We start from the raw sequence: 16210 nt of genomic DNA, 5'->3' as shown, positions 1-16210 counted from the left end.
TAACTGAATATGCGTTTGTATGTCAATTAGCCTTTTTTTATGCCTGGTTTTACCTCGTAAGAAAATACTTTCTCTAATTTGTTGATATCGTATTAATAAATTGGTTTTAAAACTCTCTAAAACAGCATCTTGTAATATTGATATTTCCTAAATTAACAATGTTTTCACACTTTAAAATTTAAGATTTGAGGCATTTTAGATTTAGAATTCTGTTTTCCTTTGTGATCCTTCTAGGGGTTACCGGTAAAATAACCGGTCAGAATGCAATTTCAGTTCAAAGGATTAAAGCTATAGAGCCTTTTATCAAAGCTGAAGAGGTTCATATACAGCAAAACCATGAAAATGATCTCTGGATCACGACTCCTATCAAAGTGGTTAGGTACAATTCCATCGAACTCAAGGATTACAATAAGTTTCGGGGAATTCCGCGGGAAGTGGGGAAGGAGTATTTTTCTACTTATACCGATTCAAAAAACAGGATCTGGCTTTCAGGAGAGCAGGGAATAGCCGTTTTTAATTCTAAAAAGGACGAATTCGAATTTGTAAGCGGAATGACGGGCAGGGTTTATGCCATGAAAGAAGATGCCGGAAATCAATTATGGATCGCCGCAGAAAATGGAATTTTTAAACTGAAGATCGATTCAGATAAACCAAATTTTGGAATATCAAGGTTCCTTTCTGAAAATACTATGGCCTCAGATATTGCTATATTTCAGAATAAAGTGATTTTTGGCGGTCCCAACGGAATTTTGACCATAGACAGGCGGTCGGGTAAATTCAATAAGATCGATATGGGCTATTACCAGGATCTTCCCATAACCAGCATTCAGCCACTGGATAATAGTATTTTGCTGGGAACTGCAAATAGTGGTCTGTTCCAGCTAAACGGAGATTTCAGGAACCTGCAAAAAGTGAATTCTATTCCCTTTGCATTTTCGAAAGCAGAAATAACAGGATTAGAGGTTTTTGAAGATGAAATTCTGGTCTCTACCAAAGGATCTGGATTACTCAGGCTGAATAAAGATCTTACTCTTATCCACGATGATACCAATTATCCTGAAAGCCTTTACAGTATCCATCTCAATCGGGAAAATCTTTTATGGATGGTTGCCAGGGAGGGACTTTTCCTGAGTAATTATTCCGGCCATGCGGTTAGGAAATTACTGCACGATCCTGCGAAATATTCCAGCCTGGTCGATAATTTTGTGATGTCAACGGCCACAGACGCTAATGGTAAAGTTTGGTTTGGAACGGGAAAAGGATTGAGCATCTGGAACCCTGACACAGATCGCTGGCAGTATTTAAAGAATTTGAATTATCAGCGAAACATGTCCAGGCCAGACGAGATCACAGACCTTGCTTCTGCCGGGGAACATATGTGGGTGGCAACCGCTCATGACGGTGTATATAAAATAAACGTGAACAGCTTGTTAAGGGCACAATATTCTATAGATGCCCTCAATAAAATAAGGATCCAGTCTGCCAGTTCTATTTTCATAGACGCTAAGAAGAATGTATGGGTTGGAGGCGAAGATGGATATATTACCAGAATCTCCCCTAATAATCAAATCAGGAATTATCCTATTAAAGAGGTACAGGCTATTGCAGAGCTTGGACCGCGAAAAATTATCGTGGCTACTAAATCCAGGATACATTCATTAGACCCGTATTCTGGCAGGATCACCGACCTTGAGAAACTTACCGCAAGGGACAGTATGCTGTACTACGGCATCAATGACCTGAAGATCACCCACCAGGGATTGGGCCTTATCGCTACCAAGGGCGCCGGACTTATTTTATATGATTTTGAAAAGAATGAGGTGGAAGTTCTGGATATGAGTGACGGTTTGCCATCCAATAATATTTCAGGAATAGGAATTAACGCTGAGGAAGGTTACTGGCTGTCTACAGATAAAGGATTGGCTTTTTATGAACCATCTATCCGGGATCTGAAAGTTTTTACGGAATTTAATGGGTTAACCTCAGGTGAAATCACTACCGGATTTGCCAGGCTTCCTGACGGTTCACTGGTTTTGGGAAGCACAAAGGGTGTAAATGTGTTTAAACCTAAAACAATGCTGGCTCAACAGGAATTCAAGCCTCGTCTGCATTTCAACTCATTGATCCTGCCTAAGGAAAAAGGAGAAAATGCCAGGATTGATCTGGGTAAAAAGAAAGAAATTAAACTGGATGAAAATTCTGGCTTCATGATTAGTTTTTCAGGACAGTCCCACCTGGATCCTGGATCTATCCTGTATTCGTGGAAGCTGGATGGTTTTGATGGTACCTGGAGCAAACCCGGGCCTGTGAACAGCGCCAATTATGCTAATCTTAGCCCTGGAAATTATACTTTCATGGTAAAAGCAAAGCTGGCAGATGCTGCCTGGTCAGAGCCTGAAACTTTAAAGATTGCGGTGGCAGATGTTGGAGGAACTATAAGTAGCGTGTACCTTTTTATGGGCATCGGAATTCTTGCCATGACAGGGATCTTTGTTTTTGTTTTTATAAAAAGGTCTAAAACAGCCGATCTTGCCGCTAAGGCAGAATTACGGGAACAGCTCCAGAAAGAATTCAGGCAGCCCGTGGAGAGTGCTGTAAAATCCTTGAGTAAAATTTCTGCGGAAGCTGAGCAGGGAAATACTGAAGATCTGCAAAGATATGCCGCGAGGTTTGATGACCTGTTCAATCAAATCCTGAATTTTAATTACCAGGGCTCTGTTTACGAGATCTCAAGGATCAATATGCCCGCACACCTGCCTAAGGTTTTAAAAGATATCGAACCGGTATATAAGATGAAAGACCTTGAAGTGATCGTTAATGACCAGTGGGGCGAAACCGAATTCTTCTACAATATGGAGATGCTGGATAAGGTTATACTTAGCCTGATATCAGGAAGTGCCGGATATTCTTTTAAGAAAGGGAAATTGATCATAAACCTTATAGAAACCAGCGTTGGGGATCTTAAATTACAGATCACCGATAATGGCAGGGGAATCCCCGAAAATGATATTAAAGTCCTTGAAAAGAAGAGATCTTTTACTTCCAGTCCACGTCTAAGGGATAAGAGCGGTTTACGCTATGTGTTAAAGGCGAAAGATCTTATTCTCAATGCAGGCGGAAGCTTTAGTTATGAAACTGAAAAGAATGAAGGCTCGACGTTCACCGCCGTGCTGAAAAATAAAAAGGAAGAATACCGGAAAGTGCCTCAAAGAGCTGCGGCTATTTTAAAGGCAGAGAATAAATCTAACGGGAACGTTGAGGCGCAGGAAAAGGTTTCTGATATTAGCGAAAATAAGATCCTTGTCATCGAGGGCGAAACCGAAACCCGTGATTTCCTGGTAAACCAGGTTGGGAAATATTGCCAGATCTATCAGGCTGGAAGTGCCGAAGAAGGACTGGAAAAAGCCGGAATGATCTTTCCTGATATTATAATCTGCGCTACTATCTTACCCGATATGAATGCGTTCCAGTTATCAAAGATGATGAAACGTAATATTGGCCTTAATCATATAAATATTTTCCTGGTAGCAGATGAAGATCAGTCGATCAATGAAATGCAGCTTGACGAAATGACTGAAGTGATCAGGAAACCCATTGATGTAAATCATTTATTAGGCCGAATCACAGAAATTTTGAAGTGGCAAAAAGAGTTGCGTAATTCTTATGTACAGTCTTATAAGGATCAATCAGAATTAAAGTTCAGAACAGAAACCGATAAGAAATTCATTCTAAGCCTGAATGATATTATAATACAGAATATTAAGCACGAGAATTTCTCTGTCCATGACCTTAGTGCGGCACAGGGAATCACTAGCAATACCCTCTTTATGAAGCTGAAAAGCCTGGTGAATCTTTCTCCGCAGGACTTTATGGAATTCACCCGCTTAAATTATGCCCGGGACCTGATGGAGCATACCGATATGAACGTGATGGAGATCGCCTATAAATCTGGGTTTTCCAGTCCCAAAATATTTTACAGCTCCTTTAAAAAGTTCTATGGATACAGCCTTACTGACGCTGTAGAGAAAAAGTCCTGATCTGTTAGCCCTGAAAAAAATTAGCCTGTCTGAGAATATGTTCCCAGACAGGCTAATTGTTTTTGTAAGAGACCTAATCTATCCTACCAGGTGTAACTCACTGAATTCTTTATCGATGATCATACTTTGTTCTTCAGCATTAAACTGTAGTTTTTCCAATGGTACTTCTTCATTTTCATAAAAAACTTTCCTGATTTTAAAAGGAAGACCGTAAAACTTCAGTTTAAAGGTAGAATAGGAAGAAGAATATTTTCCGCTCTTATGCTGCTGAAGGATAATTTCATCTTCTTTCCCTGTTAACTTGAAAGTACGTAGGCTATAGATATTTTGCCTGTATTCATAACCGTCGTGAGCATCCTCATAGAATTCTGAATTTTCCTTGCCCAGTTTATAATATAGATCCAGGGTCATCTGTTCAATCTTCACCTCATCAACATATTGCTGAACAGGATATTTAGGGATCACCGCTCCTTCTTTAATAAAGATTGGCATGATATCCAGAGGAGCATCCACCCACATTTCTTTGCCTCCCGCAACTGCCTTATCTGTCCAGAAATTATACCATTTCCCGCGTGGGATGTACATTCGTCTTCCCTGCACATTTGGTTCCTGAACCGGGCAAACCAGGATTTGGTTTCCGAAAATAAATTCGTCTGCCCTGTAATGTGTTTGCACATCCTGCTGATCGAAATATACAAGAGGTTTTAATATAGGTATACCTTCCTGCACATAATTGTAAAAGGCAGTATATAGATAAGGTAATAACTGATATCTTAATTCCACGAATTTTCTCGAGATATCCAGGATTTCATCCCCAAAGAACCATGGTTCCTGTTCCCCGTGATCTCCTGAAGAATGTACTCTGCAAAATGGATGGAATACACCCAATTGTACCCAGCGCGCATATAATTCACCCGATGGTTGCTCTGCGAAACCTCCAATATCTGATCCCGAAAAGCTCATCCCACTAATACATAATCTCTGTATCTGGATATTTGCCAGCCATAAATGTTCCCAGGTTGCCACGTTATCACCGGTCCAGGTAGAAGTATATCTTTGCCCTCCGGAATAATTGGCCCGGGTTATAATGAAAGGTCGTTTAGGGAAATTATATCTCTTAACCCCTTCATAAGTCGCTCTGGCCATCTGCATACCATAAATATTATGTGCCTTACGATGACTGCATCGGTGGCCATCATAATCATGGCGTACATCTAGAGGGAAGGTTTTACCAGGAACCTCCATTACGGCAGGTTCATTCATGTCATTCCAGACACCTTTTACCCCAATATCTCCAATTAGTTCACGGTATAAACCGCTCCACCATTCGCGCACTTCAGGATTCGTAAAGTCCGGGAAATAACATTCTCCAGGCCAAACTTTTCCGCGCATATAAGGACCATCTGCTCTGCGACAGAAATAATCCTTTTCCAACGCTTCTTTAAATATATCGTAGCTGAGGTCTATTTTAATACCTGGATCTATAATTGCAACGGTCTTAAAGCCGTCTTCTTCCAGTTCTGAAACCATCCTTTTAGGATCGGGAAAATATTCCTTGTTCCAGGTAAAACACCTGAAACCATCCATATAATCTATATCCAGATAAATAGCATCGCAGGGAAAATTAAGTTCCCGGAATTTGGAAGTGATCTCCTTCACCTTACTTTCAGGATAATAACTCCATTTACATTGGTGGAATCCCAGGGCCCACATTGGTGGCAACTCAGGTTTTCCGGTAAGATCTGTATAGGTGGTTAATACATCATCCATCTGCGGGCCAAAAATGAAATAATAGTTCATTTCACCTCCATCTGCCCAGAAGCTGGTCACATTCCTTCTTTCAGCGCAAAAATCAAAATGAGTTTTGAATGTATTGTCGAAAAAGATCCCGTAAGACATATTATTGTGCAATCCCATATAAAATGGAACCGCTTTATAAAGCTCGGCCGTATCTTTACCATAGGCATACTGGTCTGTATTCCACAGGCTGAGTCTTTTTCCTTTTAAATTAAAATTGGTTGGTTTATCTCCAAGACCAAAATAATTCTCCTGGTCACGGGAGGTTTTACTCATTTTTACAAAGCTTCCACCAAACTCAAAGCTTTCTTCCCAGTGGAAACCAAGCTCATCTTCAAGTATAGGTTTCCCGTCCAGGTTATACATACCTACCCTGATATCGTCACGGGCAACTTTACAGATAAATTTTTCTGTAGTTATAACGATATGCGTGTCTGTTTCTTCAATTTTTAATTGGTTGAATCCATGTGGATGATTTTCGTCTACAGCATAAGAAAAGTCATGAGCAAATATGCCGGTAGTCGCATATCTAAGTCTTAGCATATTGTCCCTAAGGACCTGGATGAGCAGCCGTACCCCGTTTTTTGTAATAAAACTTATGGAGTCCTGGTCGTGTTCATATGATATTAAACTGGTAGGAAATAAATTTCCTTTATGTTCTAGTTCAGTATTGGTAATCATAGCCTTACAATCTTTTTTGAAGAATACAAAAGAAATCTATTCTCCTGAATATTTTAATTAGTTGTTCATAAAATTTCAAAAACAACGGTACCAAGTGGAGGGATTGAAATTTTGGCCGAATAGTCTTTGCCGTGAGCAGTTTCCTCTTCAATCTTTATAACATCATTGTGTATCCCGGAACCCCAGTATTTCTTATCATCTGAATTAAAAACTTCTTTGAGTTTTCCCTTTGAGGGCAGCCCTATTTGATAATTCCGAAGAACAGTAGGAGTAAAATTACAAACTACCACCACTTTATCTTTAGGTTTTTCGCCTTTGCGTAAATAACTTAAAACTGAGTTTTGTTTGTCATCGTAAGCGATCCATTCAAATCCACCGGCGGTGAATTGCTTTTCGTGCAGGGCGGGTCTGGATTTATATAATTTATTAAGGTCTGTAAGTAGCCTTTTTATCCCCTGATGCGGCTCATACTCCAGTAAATGCCAGTCCAGGCTCGTATTATAATTCCACTCTTCATACTGGCCAATTTCTGCACCCATAAAGAGCAGCTTCGCCCCGGGATGGGTGAACATATAGGAGTAAAGCAACCTGAGATTGGCGAATCTTTGCCACTCATCTCCGGGCATTCTGCCCAACAGGCTTTTCTTGCCATATACTACCTCATCATGACTTAGCGGTAAGGCAAAGTTTTCTGTGAAAGTATAGGTCATACTAAAGCTGATGTCATCATGGTGATGTTGCCTGTAGATGGGGTCTTTTTGAAAATATTCCAGTGTATCATGCATCCATCCCATCATCCATTTCATTCCGAACCCTAGACCGCCAAGATCAACTGGCCTGGAAACCATAGGGAAGGAGGTGGATTCTTCAGCGATGGTCTGTACACCGTCAAAACTTTTATAAACTTCAGTATTAAGGTCACGTACAAAACTAATGGCATCCAGATTTTCCCTGCCTCCGTGTTCGTTAGGTTCCCATTCTCCCTCTTCTCTCGAGTAATCCAGGTAGAGCATGGATGCTACGGCGTCTACTCTTAGGCCATCAATATGATATTTATCCAGCCAGAATATGGCATTGCTAATAAGGAAGGACCTTACTTCATTTCGGCCATAATTAAAAATAAGACTTTTCCAGTCTGGATGATAGCCTTTTCGGGGATCTGGATGTTCATACAGATGGGAACCATCGAACATACCCAGCCCGTGTTTGTCTTCCGGGAAATGTGAAGGAACCCAGTCCAGGATCACTCCAATTCCGGCTTTATGAAAAGCATCGATCAATTCCATAAATTCCTGCGGAGTCCCAAACCTGGAGGTAGGGGCAAAATAACCCGTAAGCTGGTAGCCCCAGGAGGGATCGTAGGGATATTCCATAATAGGCATGAACTCCACGTGGGTGAATTCCAGTTCCTTTACATAAGAGACCAGTTCATCAGCCATTTCGGTATAGGTGAGTGGCCTGTGTTCATCCATATTCTTTCTCCAGGAACCCAGGTGTACTTCATATATGGAATAGGGTTTATCCAGACCATTCTTGTCCTTGCGGGAAGAAAGATGTTTTTTGTCCTTCCATTTATAGTCCAGATCCCATACAATAGAAGCTGTGTTTGGCGGATGCTCGCATTTTAAAGCATAAGGATCTGCTTTTTCAAGCTTCATATCATTATTATGCGACTGGATCTTATATTTATATTTTGCTTCTTTCTCAACGCCGGGTATAAAGCCTTCCCATATCCCGCTTTCATCCCATCTCACATTTAAGGGATGTTCTCCTTCAAGCCAGAAATTGAAATCTCCAATAACCGAAACTGACTTTGCTGAAGGTGCCCATACGGCAAAATAAACGCCTTTTTCACCGTTTACTTCCATGATGTGTGCCCCAAACTTCTCGTATAGCCTGTAATGCTTACCTGCTTTAAAAAGTGAAATATCAAAATCTGAAAATAAAGAGTATACCTGTACTTCTTTTTTCATAGTTGGTGTTAGTTTTTCTTATTCCTTAAAATACTGGCAATTCCTCTTAATGGAATAATAGTCCAGCGTGGTCTGGAATTTAATTCATAGCCTAATTCATATACGGCCTTTTCCAGTAAACAATAATCCAGTAAAAATTCTATTTCCTGCTTATAACCTATGTTAAGATTTGCCTCCTGAACTTTGTGTACATAAGTTTCCATAAATACCCCGATCATATACTTATAAAGTACTTCACCCGCCTTGAACATATTCTCATTGGAAGTGGCAAAACTGCCGTCGTTATTAAAAATTGTAGAATAAATAGCATAGTGAAAAGATCTGAACATTCCTGCGACATCCTTCATCGGGGGTTGTTTTACCTTCCGGTCCTGAATAGTGCTTTCTGGTTCGCCTTCAAAATCCAGCAAATAAAAGTCGTCTTGATCTACCAGCACCTGTCCTAAATGGTAATCTCCATGAATGCGTATGCGTTCACTTTTCATTTTGGTCCAGTCGAAGTTGAGAAAGTGTTCCCTGATCTCTTTTTTGTTGTCCAGGAAATCCTTGGCCAGTTCCAATGCTTCCCCTTCCAGTTTATGCATGTTATTCTCGATAGTGTTCAGCCGGTTCTGGAACATATAGATAAGCCTGTTCTTCAGCCAGACTGCGTAATCCCCATTGTACTTGGTAGGAGTAAATGCCGTATCCTGCATGTCACTGCCCAGGGCAATATGCATTTCAGCTGTTCTTAAGGCGAGCTTCGAGACTTTTAAAAAAATATTAAGGCCTGCAAAATCAATGATTTCCGGCGGAATGGAATTTATGGGTTGCCTTTGGTATAAAGGAATATCAGGTAATTTATTTACATCGATCTTCTTTTTCTCCAGGTTGGTATAAACCGATTTTAATTCCTGAAGCATATATTTCCAGGCGTCTCCTTCATTTTGCAAAAGATCCTGCATTAAGGCCAGGGTGATCGTATCGCCACTATCCAGGGCCAGGTTAATACTTCCTACATAAGCAGGAGTATTTTTAAAATTGCTTTTCTCCGTAAGAAAGCGGCTAATTTCATAATCGGGATTTTTACTGGTATAAATCCTACGGAAGAATTTCATCACGAATTTATCGTTATAGATGATCGAGGTATTGCTTTGTTCTCCCCCCATAAATTTGGAAGATGTATATACCGTGGGTTTCAAGGTCTCAGATCTATGGAATACGACCTTGGTATCTTCTTCCTTATCATTGGAATATGCCATGATCTTATCGAATACCAGGTGTCTGAAATCTTCGATATGAATGGCATCTATTAAATACCCTTGTTCACCCTTGAAGGTAATGGGAGCAATAATGGTACGGGTTTCCAGTTTTTCTTTCTCACCTGTAATAAAACTAAGGGGAATAAAATAATCCTGAAAAAAGGCTTCGCTGAAATTGATCTCTATTAAAACACCATAAAAAGTGTTTTTACCTGAGGTCAGTTTTCCATGGTCTACCACATCGATATATTTTAAGGTGCTGGATTTTCCGGCATACCAGCGTTTCTTTAAAATATAATTTTCGAGTATTTCTGTGCTGAAGGTTTTGATGAATTCCTGATCTTCAAACGCTTCCTCCCAGGAACATTTAAATTGAAAATCTGAAGTATTTACATCTGTTTTACCTTTTTTAGACATACTCTTAATTTTTATGAATTTTGAATAAATGAAATGGCATCCCCGGGTGTAATTCAACAAAACACCATTCCTGTTCCCAGTTATAGGAATTTCCTGTGATTAGATCCTCAACGGTAATAGACTGCCCAAAATCCAGACCTAATTCATGTCTGGGTACTTTCACAGATGCCTGTTTTGAGTTATGTGGATCCAGGCTAACCACCATCAGAGTATGATTCTCACGGGCCTGGTCAAATTTGTAGTATGCCATCAAACCATCATCGTGGATCTCGCAAAATTGAATGTTGTTGGTTTGTTGCAGGGATGGGTTCTCTTTCCTTGCGCGGTTGATCTTGGCGATGACCCGCATTAACTTATTTTCAGCTTTCCAGTCCCAGTGTCTTATCTGGTATTTTTCAGAATCAAAATATTCTTCTTTTCCAGGCATAGCATCAGATACCATAAACTCAAAAACAGGTCCGTAGATTCCTGTATTTGAACTTAGGGTGGCGGCAAGAAAATACCTGATCATGTACATAGACTCATTAGCTCCCTGGAGGTGAAACGGATTAATATCAGGAGTATTAGGCCAGAAATTAGGTCTGAAGTATTGTTTCAGTTCTGTTTTAGTAAGCTGCTCCACATAATCGGTTAACTCATGTTTGCTGTTACGCCAGGTAAAATAAGTGTAAGATTGAGTGAATCCCTGTTTTGCCAGTTGCTCCATAATTTTCGGACGGGTAAATGCTTCAGACAGGAATAGCGTGTCAGGATGCTTTTTCTTGACTTCAGAAATTAGCCATCCCCAGAAATAAAAAGGCTTGGTGTGTGGATTATCAACTCTGAAAATATTGATTCCTGCCTCTTCGATCCAGTACAGAACGATATCGCGAAACTCTTCCCACATTTTTTTCCATTCTTCAGATTCAAAATATATGGGTAGGATATCCTGGTATTTCTTGGGTGGATTTTCAGCGTATTGAATGCTACCGTCGGGCCTCCATTTAAACCATTTTGGGTGTTCCTTGACATATGGGTGGTCTGGCGCAGCCTGGAGCGCAAAATCCATGGCCACCTCGATTCCGTGGTCTTTGGCTCTTTTTACCAGGGATTTAAAATCTTTCAGGTTTCCCAATTGAGGATGTAGATCCCTGTGTCCACCCAGTTTAGAACCTATTCCCCATGGGGAGCCCACGTCATCTGTTCCCGCGTTTGTAGCATTGTTTTTACCTTTCCGGTTTACTTCTCCTATTGGATGCACTGGCGGAAAATACAGGACATCGAATCCCATTTCTGAGATTCTTGGGAGTATTGCCTCGCACTCCCTGAAAGTGCCATGCTTATTCTCTTCAGAAGATGAAGACCGCGGAAAGAATTCATACCAGGTACTAAACCTGGCTTTGAGACGATCTACATAAACCGGGATCTTGTCAGATTCATAGGGAACCGCCTTAATGGGATGTTCTTTAAAAACTCTTTCTAAATTTTCATCCAGGCAAATTTCTATTGCTTCATCATATTTTTGCGCATCGCTAAAAGAAGTAATAGCTCGTTTTACAAGTTCGGCTTCAGACTTAGTACATTTTTTTAAAAGTGGTTTTAAAAGTTCAGCTCCTTCAAGTAATTCAGATTGTACTTTTTGCCCATCTTCTATTTTTTTTATTATCCCATGACGCCAGTTAAGTCCATGATCTTCCCATCCCTGCAGGTAATATTCATAATCACCCTGTTCTTCTACCATGAAATGGGCTTTCCAGCTATCATTAACTGTTGGGTGCATCCTGGTTTCGTTCCAGGTCTTTTGTTGCCGGTGTTTATAAAAAACTGAAGCCTGAATTATGTCGTGGCCATCACCAAATATGTCTGCATTTATTTCAACGATCTCGTCAACTACTCTTTTTACTGCATAATCCCCGCAATTAATGACCGGAGTAATATTCTCAATAACAATTCTGCTTTTTTCGAGCATACGGGCTTAGTTTTTATAATTTTTGAATAACCAGAATCTTAAATTTAATAAACTGATTTTGATTATCATTCTAATTTGGAAACTTGTTTGATTTTTTGACAATTAATTAAGTTTTAGGAGATAACAATTTCAATATAACGCTGGAAATTTTGCGATTCTGGGGAAAAATTTGGACTTTTAAGTAGCCCTGCAGATTAGTTTGAACCAATCAAATTTCACAGATATGAAAATCGACAAATTAATTTCAGCATGTTTACATTCCCTTTTTATTATTTTTTTTAGTGTTTCGTTCCTGTCCTGTCAGGATGAAAAGAAGAAAGACCCGGAAAATCAAACGGAGGAAATTCAGGAAAGTAAAAAAGAAACCGAACGTGGTCCCGACGTTACAACTATCGTGACGAACGCCATGGAATTCAAAACCAAAGATAAATTAGATTCCGGTTGGCATACTTTCCGTTATAATAATAAATCCAATGAAACCCATTTTGTTTTATTCGACCGCTATCCGGATGGTTATGGTATAGAAAACGCAAAAACGGAACTAATCCCGCCATTTCAGGAAGGAATGAACTTTATTATTGAGGGTAAAATGGAGGAAGCTAATGCAGCTTTTGCGAAAATTCCCGAATGGTTTCAGGGAGTAAAATTTAAAGGTGGGGTGGGACTTATCTCTGCTAACAGCACTGCAGAATCTACAATTTACCTTGAGCCGGGTACTTATATCCTGGAATGCTATGTAAAAATGCCTAATGGAATGTTCCATTCGGCCCAGGGAATGGTCAAGGAAATTCAGGTGGTGGCTGCAGATAGTTCTAAAGCCGAGATTAGGGAAGATTATACCGTGTCCATTAATGCTACTGAAGGAATAGTATTTAACCAAAACCCATCTGCGGGTAAAAAGATTTTTAAAGTAGATTTTGGTGAGCAAAAAGTTTACGAAAATTATGTGATGCACGATGTGCATTTGGTTTGGGTAGGACAGGGTTCTGATATTTCTCAATTAAATGACTGGATGAATTGGGCAGCTCCTGAAGGATTGCAGACCCCGGCCCCACAGGGCTTTAAATTTCTTGGAGGAATGCAGGAAATGGATAGTGGCGGCACCGGTTATTTCACAGCAGACCTCAGACCGGGTAATTATGCGCTAATCGCAGAAATACCAGACCCGCAAGGTAAAGGAATGCTAAAAACCTTCACTGTAAAATAATATATAGCCCGAAAAACAGAAGTTTGATTCATTCCGTATTTCGGGCTTTTTTATACCGTCTTCAGGCTATCCAGTTTCACAGGAGATACCGGTGCCGGAACCGCATTCTTCACGGGTTTGGTGCTCTTTAAGTATTTGAAGATAGATTCCAGATCTTCATCGGTCAGTTTCGCAAAATTTTGCCAGGGCATTGGTGGTAAAATCATCCGGCCATTATTATCACCTTTTAATTTGCCTTTTCGTATTGCCGTTTTCCACCTCTCCATGTTCCAGGTTCCAATGCCGGTATCATCTGAGGTAATATTCGAGGAATATGAAATCCCCCAAGGTCCTGCAAAGGCGGTTAACTGGTCATTCATAAGCACCCAGCCATTTTTCATGGCTTCAACACTCAATGGAGGAATACTGTCATCTGCCAGGTAACCAGACAAAGCCAGTTCTGGTATTTCCTGCGGTCCCCTTTCGGTCATAGTTTTGGGAGAATGACAATCATGACATCCAATGGTTTTAACCAGGTACTCACCGTGTTGAATACTATCCTGTAGGGTCATTTTGTTTTCTTCAGGCACCTTTTGGTAATCCTTGTTATTACAGGAAATAATGATCAGACAACAGCTTAAATTCAAAAGAAAAAAACGGATTTTTAATCCGGGAACACCCGGGCTTTCAAAAATTTTCATAATTATATTATTGGTTGGTAGTAACCCTAATTTATTATATATGTCTGAAAAACAGGTAAATATTCGATGAATTTCAGCTGAAATTCGACGTTCCGCATTTCTTTGTCGATACCAGTGAGGGAAAAACATCAGCATATATTACTTTTGCCTCATGGAAACAAATAATCTAAAGCAGGGATTTTTTGGGATCGGAATTCAGAATGGAAAAACACCAGAAAACCTGGGAGTGCTCTGGAGATCTGCCCAAAATATGGGGGCCAGTTTTATTTTTACTATTGGGAATCGTTATTCAAAACAGGCTTGTGATACTCATAAGGCCGTAGGAGCTATGCCCTATTTCCATTATGAAACCTTTGAGGATTTTTATGCCCATTTACCTAAAGGTGCCATGTTAGTAGGAGTGGAACTAACAGATGAAGCGAGCCCATTGGAAGAATTTAAGCATCCACGTCGCTGCGTTTATTTGCTGGGTGCAGAAGACCATGGACTTTCTAATGCCGCTATCGAGAAAGCTCATTACCTGGTTAAATTTAAATCAACCCTGAGTTTGAATGTATCTGTTGCCGGTAGTATAGTAATGTATGACCGTGGGATGAAAACTGAATTCTCTACTTAGAGGATGATCTTTCAGACGAAGCCTTTTCTCCCATAAAAAGATTCTTTTCCTTGATCATCTTTGCGGTAAGACCAGGCACCATATCTTCCCATTCAGGATTTCCTTCATTTATCATCTCATAAACTTGTCTTGGGTGGATATCAAGAAATCTTTCGTCATAATCTTCAATATCTATCACCTTGCCGTTATCAATAAAGAATTTGTACAACTCCTTCATTCGTGGATGAACTTTCAGATTTTTGCTGTTGATGATCTTACCGGTTTTTTGATCACGCATAGGGTATAGATAAACCTTTAAACTTTTAAAGAATAGTTTCCCGAAGGCTTCCAGAATTCCACCGCTTAAGTGCCGGTAATATTTTTCATTGAAGATGTCTACCAGATTATCCACGCCCATAACCAGTCCCAGCTCTTTTTTGGTATGTAGGGAAAAATATTCCACCACCTTATAATATTCCTGAAAATTCGAGATCATTACAGTCTGCCCCGAAGCGCACAGCAGGTCTGCCCGGTCTAAAAAGTCCTTTTCATCAATTTCATCTTTTCCTTCAGATTTTAGATTATTCAGGGTCATTTCAAAAATGATGACTGTTTTTTCCGGGTCTACATCTTCCTGTGTCATAAAGAGTTTTCTGGAACTCATATACATGTTCAGGTTAAGGTTGGTAACGGGTCTGAAACTACCTCTCAGGGTAAGAATATTCTTTTTATACAGGACATTCGCAGGCAGAATATTATTTCCTTCAGGGGAGAACATCACAGCTTCGGTCATGCCTTCTTTTACCAGTTCCAGGCTCATTAGCCGGTTATCAACATTCTTAAAAACGGGACCCGAAAAATTAATCGAGTCGATCTCGATCTTATCTGTGCTTAGATGATCGTATAGTTTTTCAATAAGGACCTTGGGGTCTTCACTTTGGTAAAATGCTGCATAAATGAGATTAACTCCCATAATACCCAGGCTGATTTGTTGCTGGGATGCGTTGTTCTCATGAAACTGAACGTGCAGAATGATCTCGCTGTATTCCTGTTTGGGTTCTTTTTGAAATTTGATCCCCAGCCAGCCGTGACCTTTATATTTCTTGGCCCAGTCTATCGTAGCTACCGTATTGGCATAACTGAAAAAAAGTTTATCCGGATATTTTTTTCTTGACAGTCGTTGTTCGATCAGGTCGGCTTCATAATCTATCATTCGCTTAAGCCGGCGAACTGTTACATACCTGTTTTGAGGATCCAGGCCGTAAATGGCATCACTAAAATCCTTATCATAAGCGCTCAGGGTTTTGGCGATGGTCCCTTTAGGATTCCTCGCCCTGAAAAAATGACGTACCGTTTCCTGTCCCGCGCCTATTTCGGCAAAGGTTCCATAAATGTTCTCGTTTAGATTTAGCCTTGTACATTTATTCTGGATAGATAAAATGTTTTCGAACTCATCGTCACTTAAGGCACTCATAGAAAATGGATTTGTTTGGTCTCTGAAAGTTAGGGATATTATATGTGCCCGTTGTATATTTTAAGTAATGTTTAAAAGAATTTATATCAATTTTCGCAGGTAAAATCAATTGATATTTTACAACAGAATGGCCTGTTTACACCTAAAAGGCATGATTTGC

Annotated in this window: 9 protein-coding genes; 3 read left to right on the top strand and 6 right to left on the bottom strand. The window is 40.0% G+C overall.

The window, feature by feature from the left end; translation table 11 throughout:
- The first annotated feature begins 185 nt into the window (after positions 1–185).
- Positions 186–4037, top strand: coding sequence for a triple tyrosine motif-containing protein (locus FGM01_RS04240; RefSeq protein WP_143409884.1), 3852 nt, complete (start codon positions 186–188; stop codon positions 4035–4037).
- Positions 4038–4115: 78 nt separating this feature from the next.
- Here FGM01_RS04240 and FGM01_RS04235 read toward each other — a convergent pair whose 3' ends face one another.
- The 4 genes from FGM01_RS04235 to FGM01_RS04220 form a co-directional block, all read right to left on the bottom strand.
- Positions 4116–6515 carry a glycoside hydrolase family 31 protein gene (locus tag FGM01_RS04235; protein WP_143409883.1) on the bottom strand — a complete coding sequence of 800 codons (2400 nt, stop codon included), beginning with the start codon at positions 6513–6515 and terminating at the stop codon, positions 4116–4118.
- A 65-nt stretch (positions 6516–6580) separates the two neighbouring features.
- Positions 6581–8488 carry a 1,4-alpha-glucan branching protein GlgB gene (glgB, locus tag FGM01_RS04230; protein WP_143409882.1) on the bottom strand — a complete coding sequence of 636 codons (1908 nt, stop codon included), beginning with the start codon at positions 8486–8488 and terminating at the stop codon, positions 6581–6583.
- Positions 8489–8496: 8 nt separating this feature from the next.
- Positions 8497–10146 carry a maltokinase N-terminal cap-like domain-containing protein gene (locus FGM01_RS04225; RefSeq protein ID WP_143409881.1) on the bottom strand — a complete coding sequence of 550 codons (1650 nt, stop codon included), beginning with the start codon at positions 10144–10146 and terminating at the stop codon, positions 8497–8499.
- A 4-nt stretch (positions 10147–10150) separates the two neighbouring features.
- Positions 10151–12094 carry an alpha-1,4-glucan--maltose-1-phosphate maltosyltransferase gene (locus FGM01_RS04220; RefSeq protein ID WP_143409880.1) on the bottom strand — a complete coding sequence of 648 codons (1944 nt, stop codon included), beginning with the start codon at positions 12092–12094 and terminating at the stop codon, positions 10151–10153.
- Positions 12095–12317: 223 nt separating this feature from the next.
- On the opposite strand from FGM01_RS04220, the gene FGM01_RS04215 reads away from it, so the two are divergent.
- Positions 12318–13301 carry a hypothetical protein gene (locus FGM01_RS04215; protein ID WP_143409879.1) on the top strand — a complete coding sequence of 328 codons (984 nt, stop codon included), beginning with the start codon at positions 12318–12320 and terminating at the stop codon, positions 13299–13301.
- 50 nt (positions 13302–13351) lie between these two features.
- Here the strand turns inward: FGM01_RS04215 and FGM01_RS04210 are convergent, their stop codons facing one another.
- The gene (locus FGM01_RS04210) at positions 13352–13981 is read right to left on the bottom strand and encodes a diheme cytochrome c-553 (protein ID WP_143409878.1); all 630 of its coding nucleotides are present in this window, start codon (positions 13979–13981) and stop codon (positions 13352–13354) included.
- 151 nt (positions 13982–14132) lie between these two features.
- Between FGM01_RS04210 and FGM01_RS04205 the strand changes: the two genes are divergently transcribed.
- A complete protein-coding gene (locus FGM01_RS04205) occupies positions 14133–14597 on the top strand; it encodes an RNA methyltransferase (protein ID WP_143409877.1) in 465 nt (154 codons plus the stop codon).
- Here the strand turns inward: FGM01_RS04205 and FGM01_RS04200 are convergent.
- Positions 14590–16050 carry a TonB-dependent receptor gene (locus FGM01_RS04200; protein ID WP_143409876.1) on the bottom strand — a complete coding sequence of 487 codons (1461 nt, stop codon included), beginning with the start codon at positions 16048–16050 and terminating at the stop codon, positions 14590–14592. The genes FGM01_RS04205 and FGM01_RS04200 overlap by 8 nt on opposite strands.
- Between the last annotated feature and the right edge of the window lie 160 nt (positions 16051–16210).

It is taken from the genome of Christiangramia sabulilitoris, assembly GCF_007050985.1.
Taxonomy (GTDB): Bacteria; Bacteroidota; Bacteroidia; order Flavobacteriales; family Flavobacteriaceae; genus Christiangramia; species Christiangramia sabulilitoris.
This window is presented reverse-complemented; position numbering and strand designations above follow the sequence as displayed.

Bases quoted from the DNA above. Each gene is read 5' to 3' on its own strand.
- FGM01_RS04200 (WP_143409876.1), bottom strand. From the start codon at position 16,050: ATGAGTGCCTTAAGTGACGATGAGTTCGAAAACATTTTATCTATCCAG.
- FGM01_RS04220 (WP_143409880.1), bottom strand. From the start codon at position 12,094: ATGCTCGAAAAAAGCAGAATTGTTATTGAGAATATTACTCCGGTCATT.
- FGM01_RS04235 (WP_143409883.1), bottom strand. From the start codon at position 6,515: ATGATTACCAATACTGAACTAGAACATAAAGGAAATTTATTTCCTACC.
- FGM01_RS04225 (WP_143409881.1), bottom strand. From the start codon at position 10,146: ATGTCTAAAAAAGGTAAAACAGATGTAAATACTTCAGATTTTCAATTT.
- glgB (WP_143409882.1), bottom strand. From the start codon at position 8,488: ATGAAAAAAGAAGTACAGGTATACTCTTTATTTTCAGATTTTGATATT.
- FGM01_RS04215 (WP_143409879.1), top strand. From the start codon at position 12,318: ATGAAAATCGACAAATTAATTTCAGCATGTTTACATTCCCTTTTTATT.
- FGM01_RS04205 (WP_143409877.1), top strand. From the start codon at position 14,133: ATGGAAACAAATAATCTAAAGCAGGGATTTTTTGGGATCGGAATTCAG.
- FGM01_RS04210 (WP_143409878.1), bottom strand. From the start codon at position 13,981: ATGAAAATTTTTGAAAGCCCGGGTGTTCCCGGATTAAAAATCCGTTTT.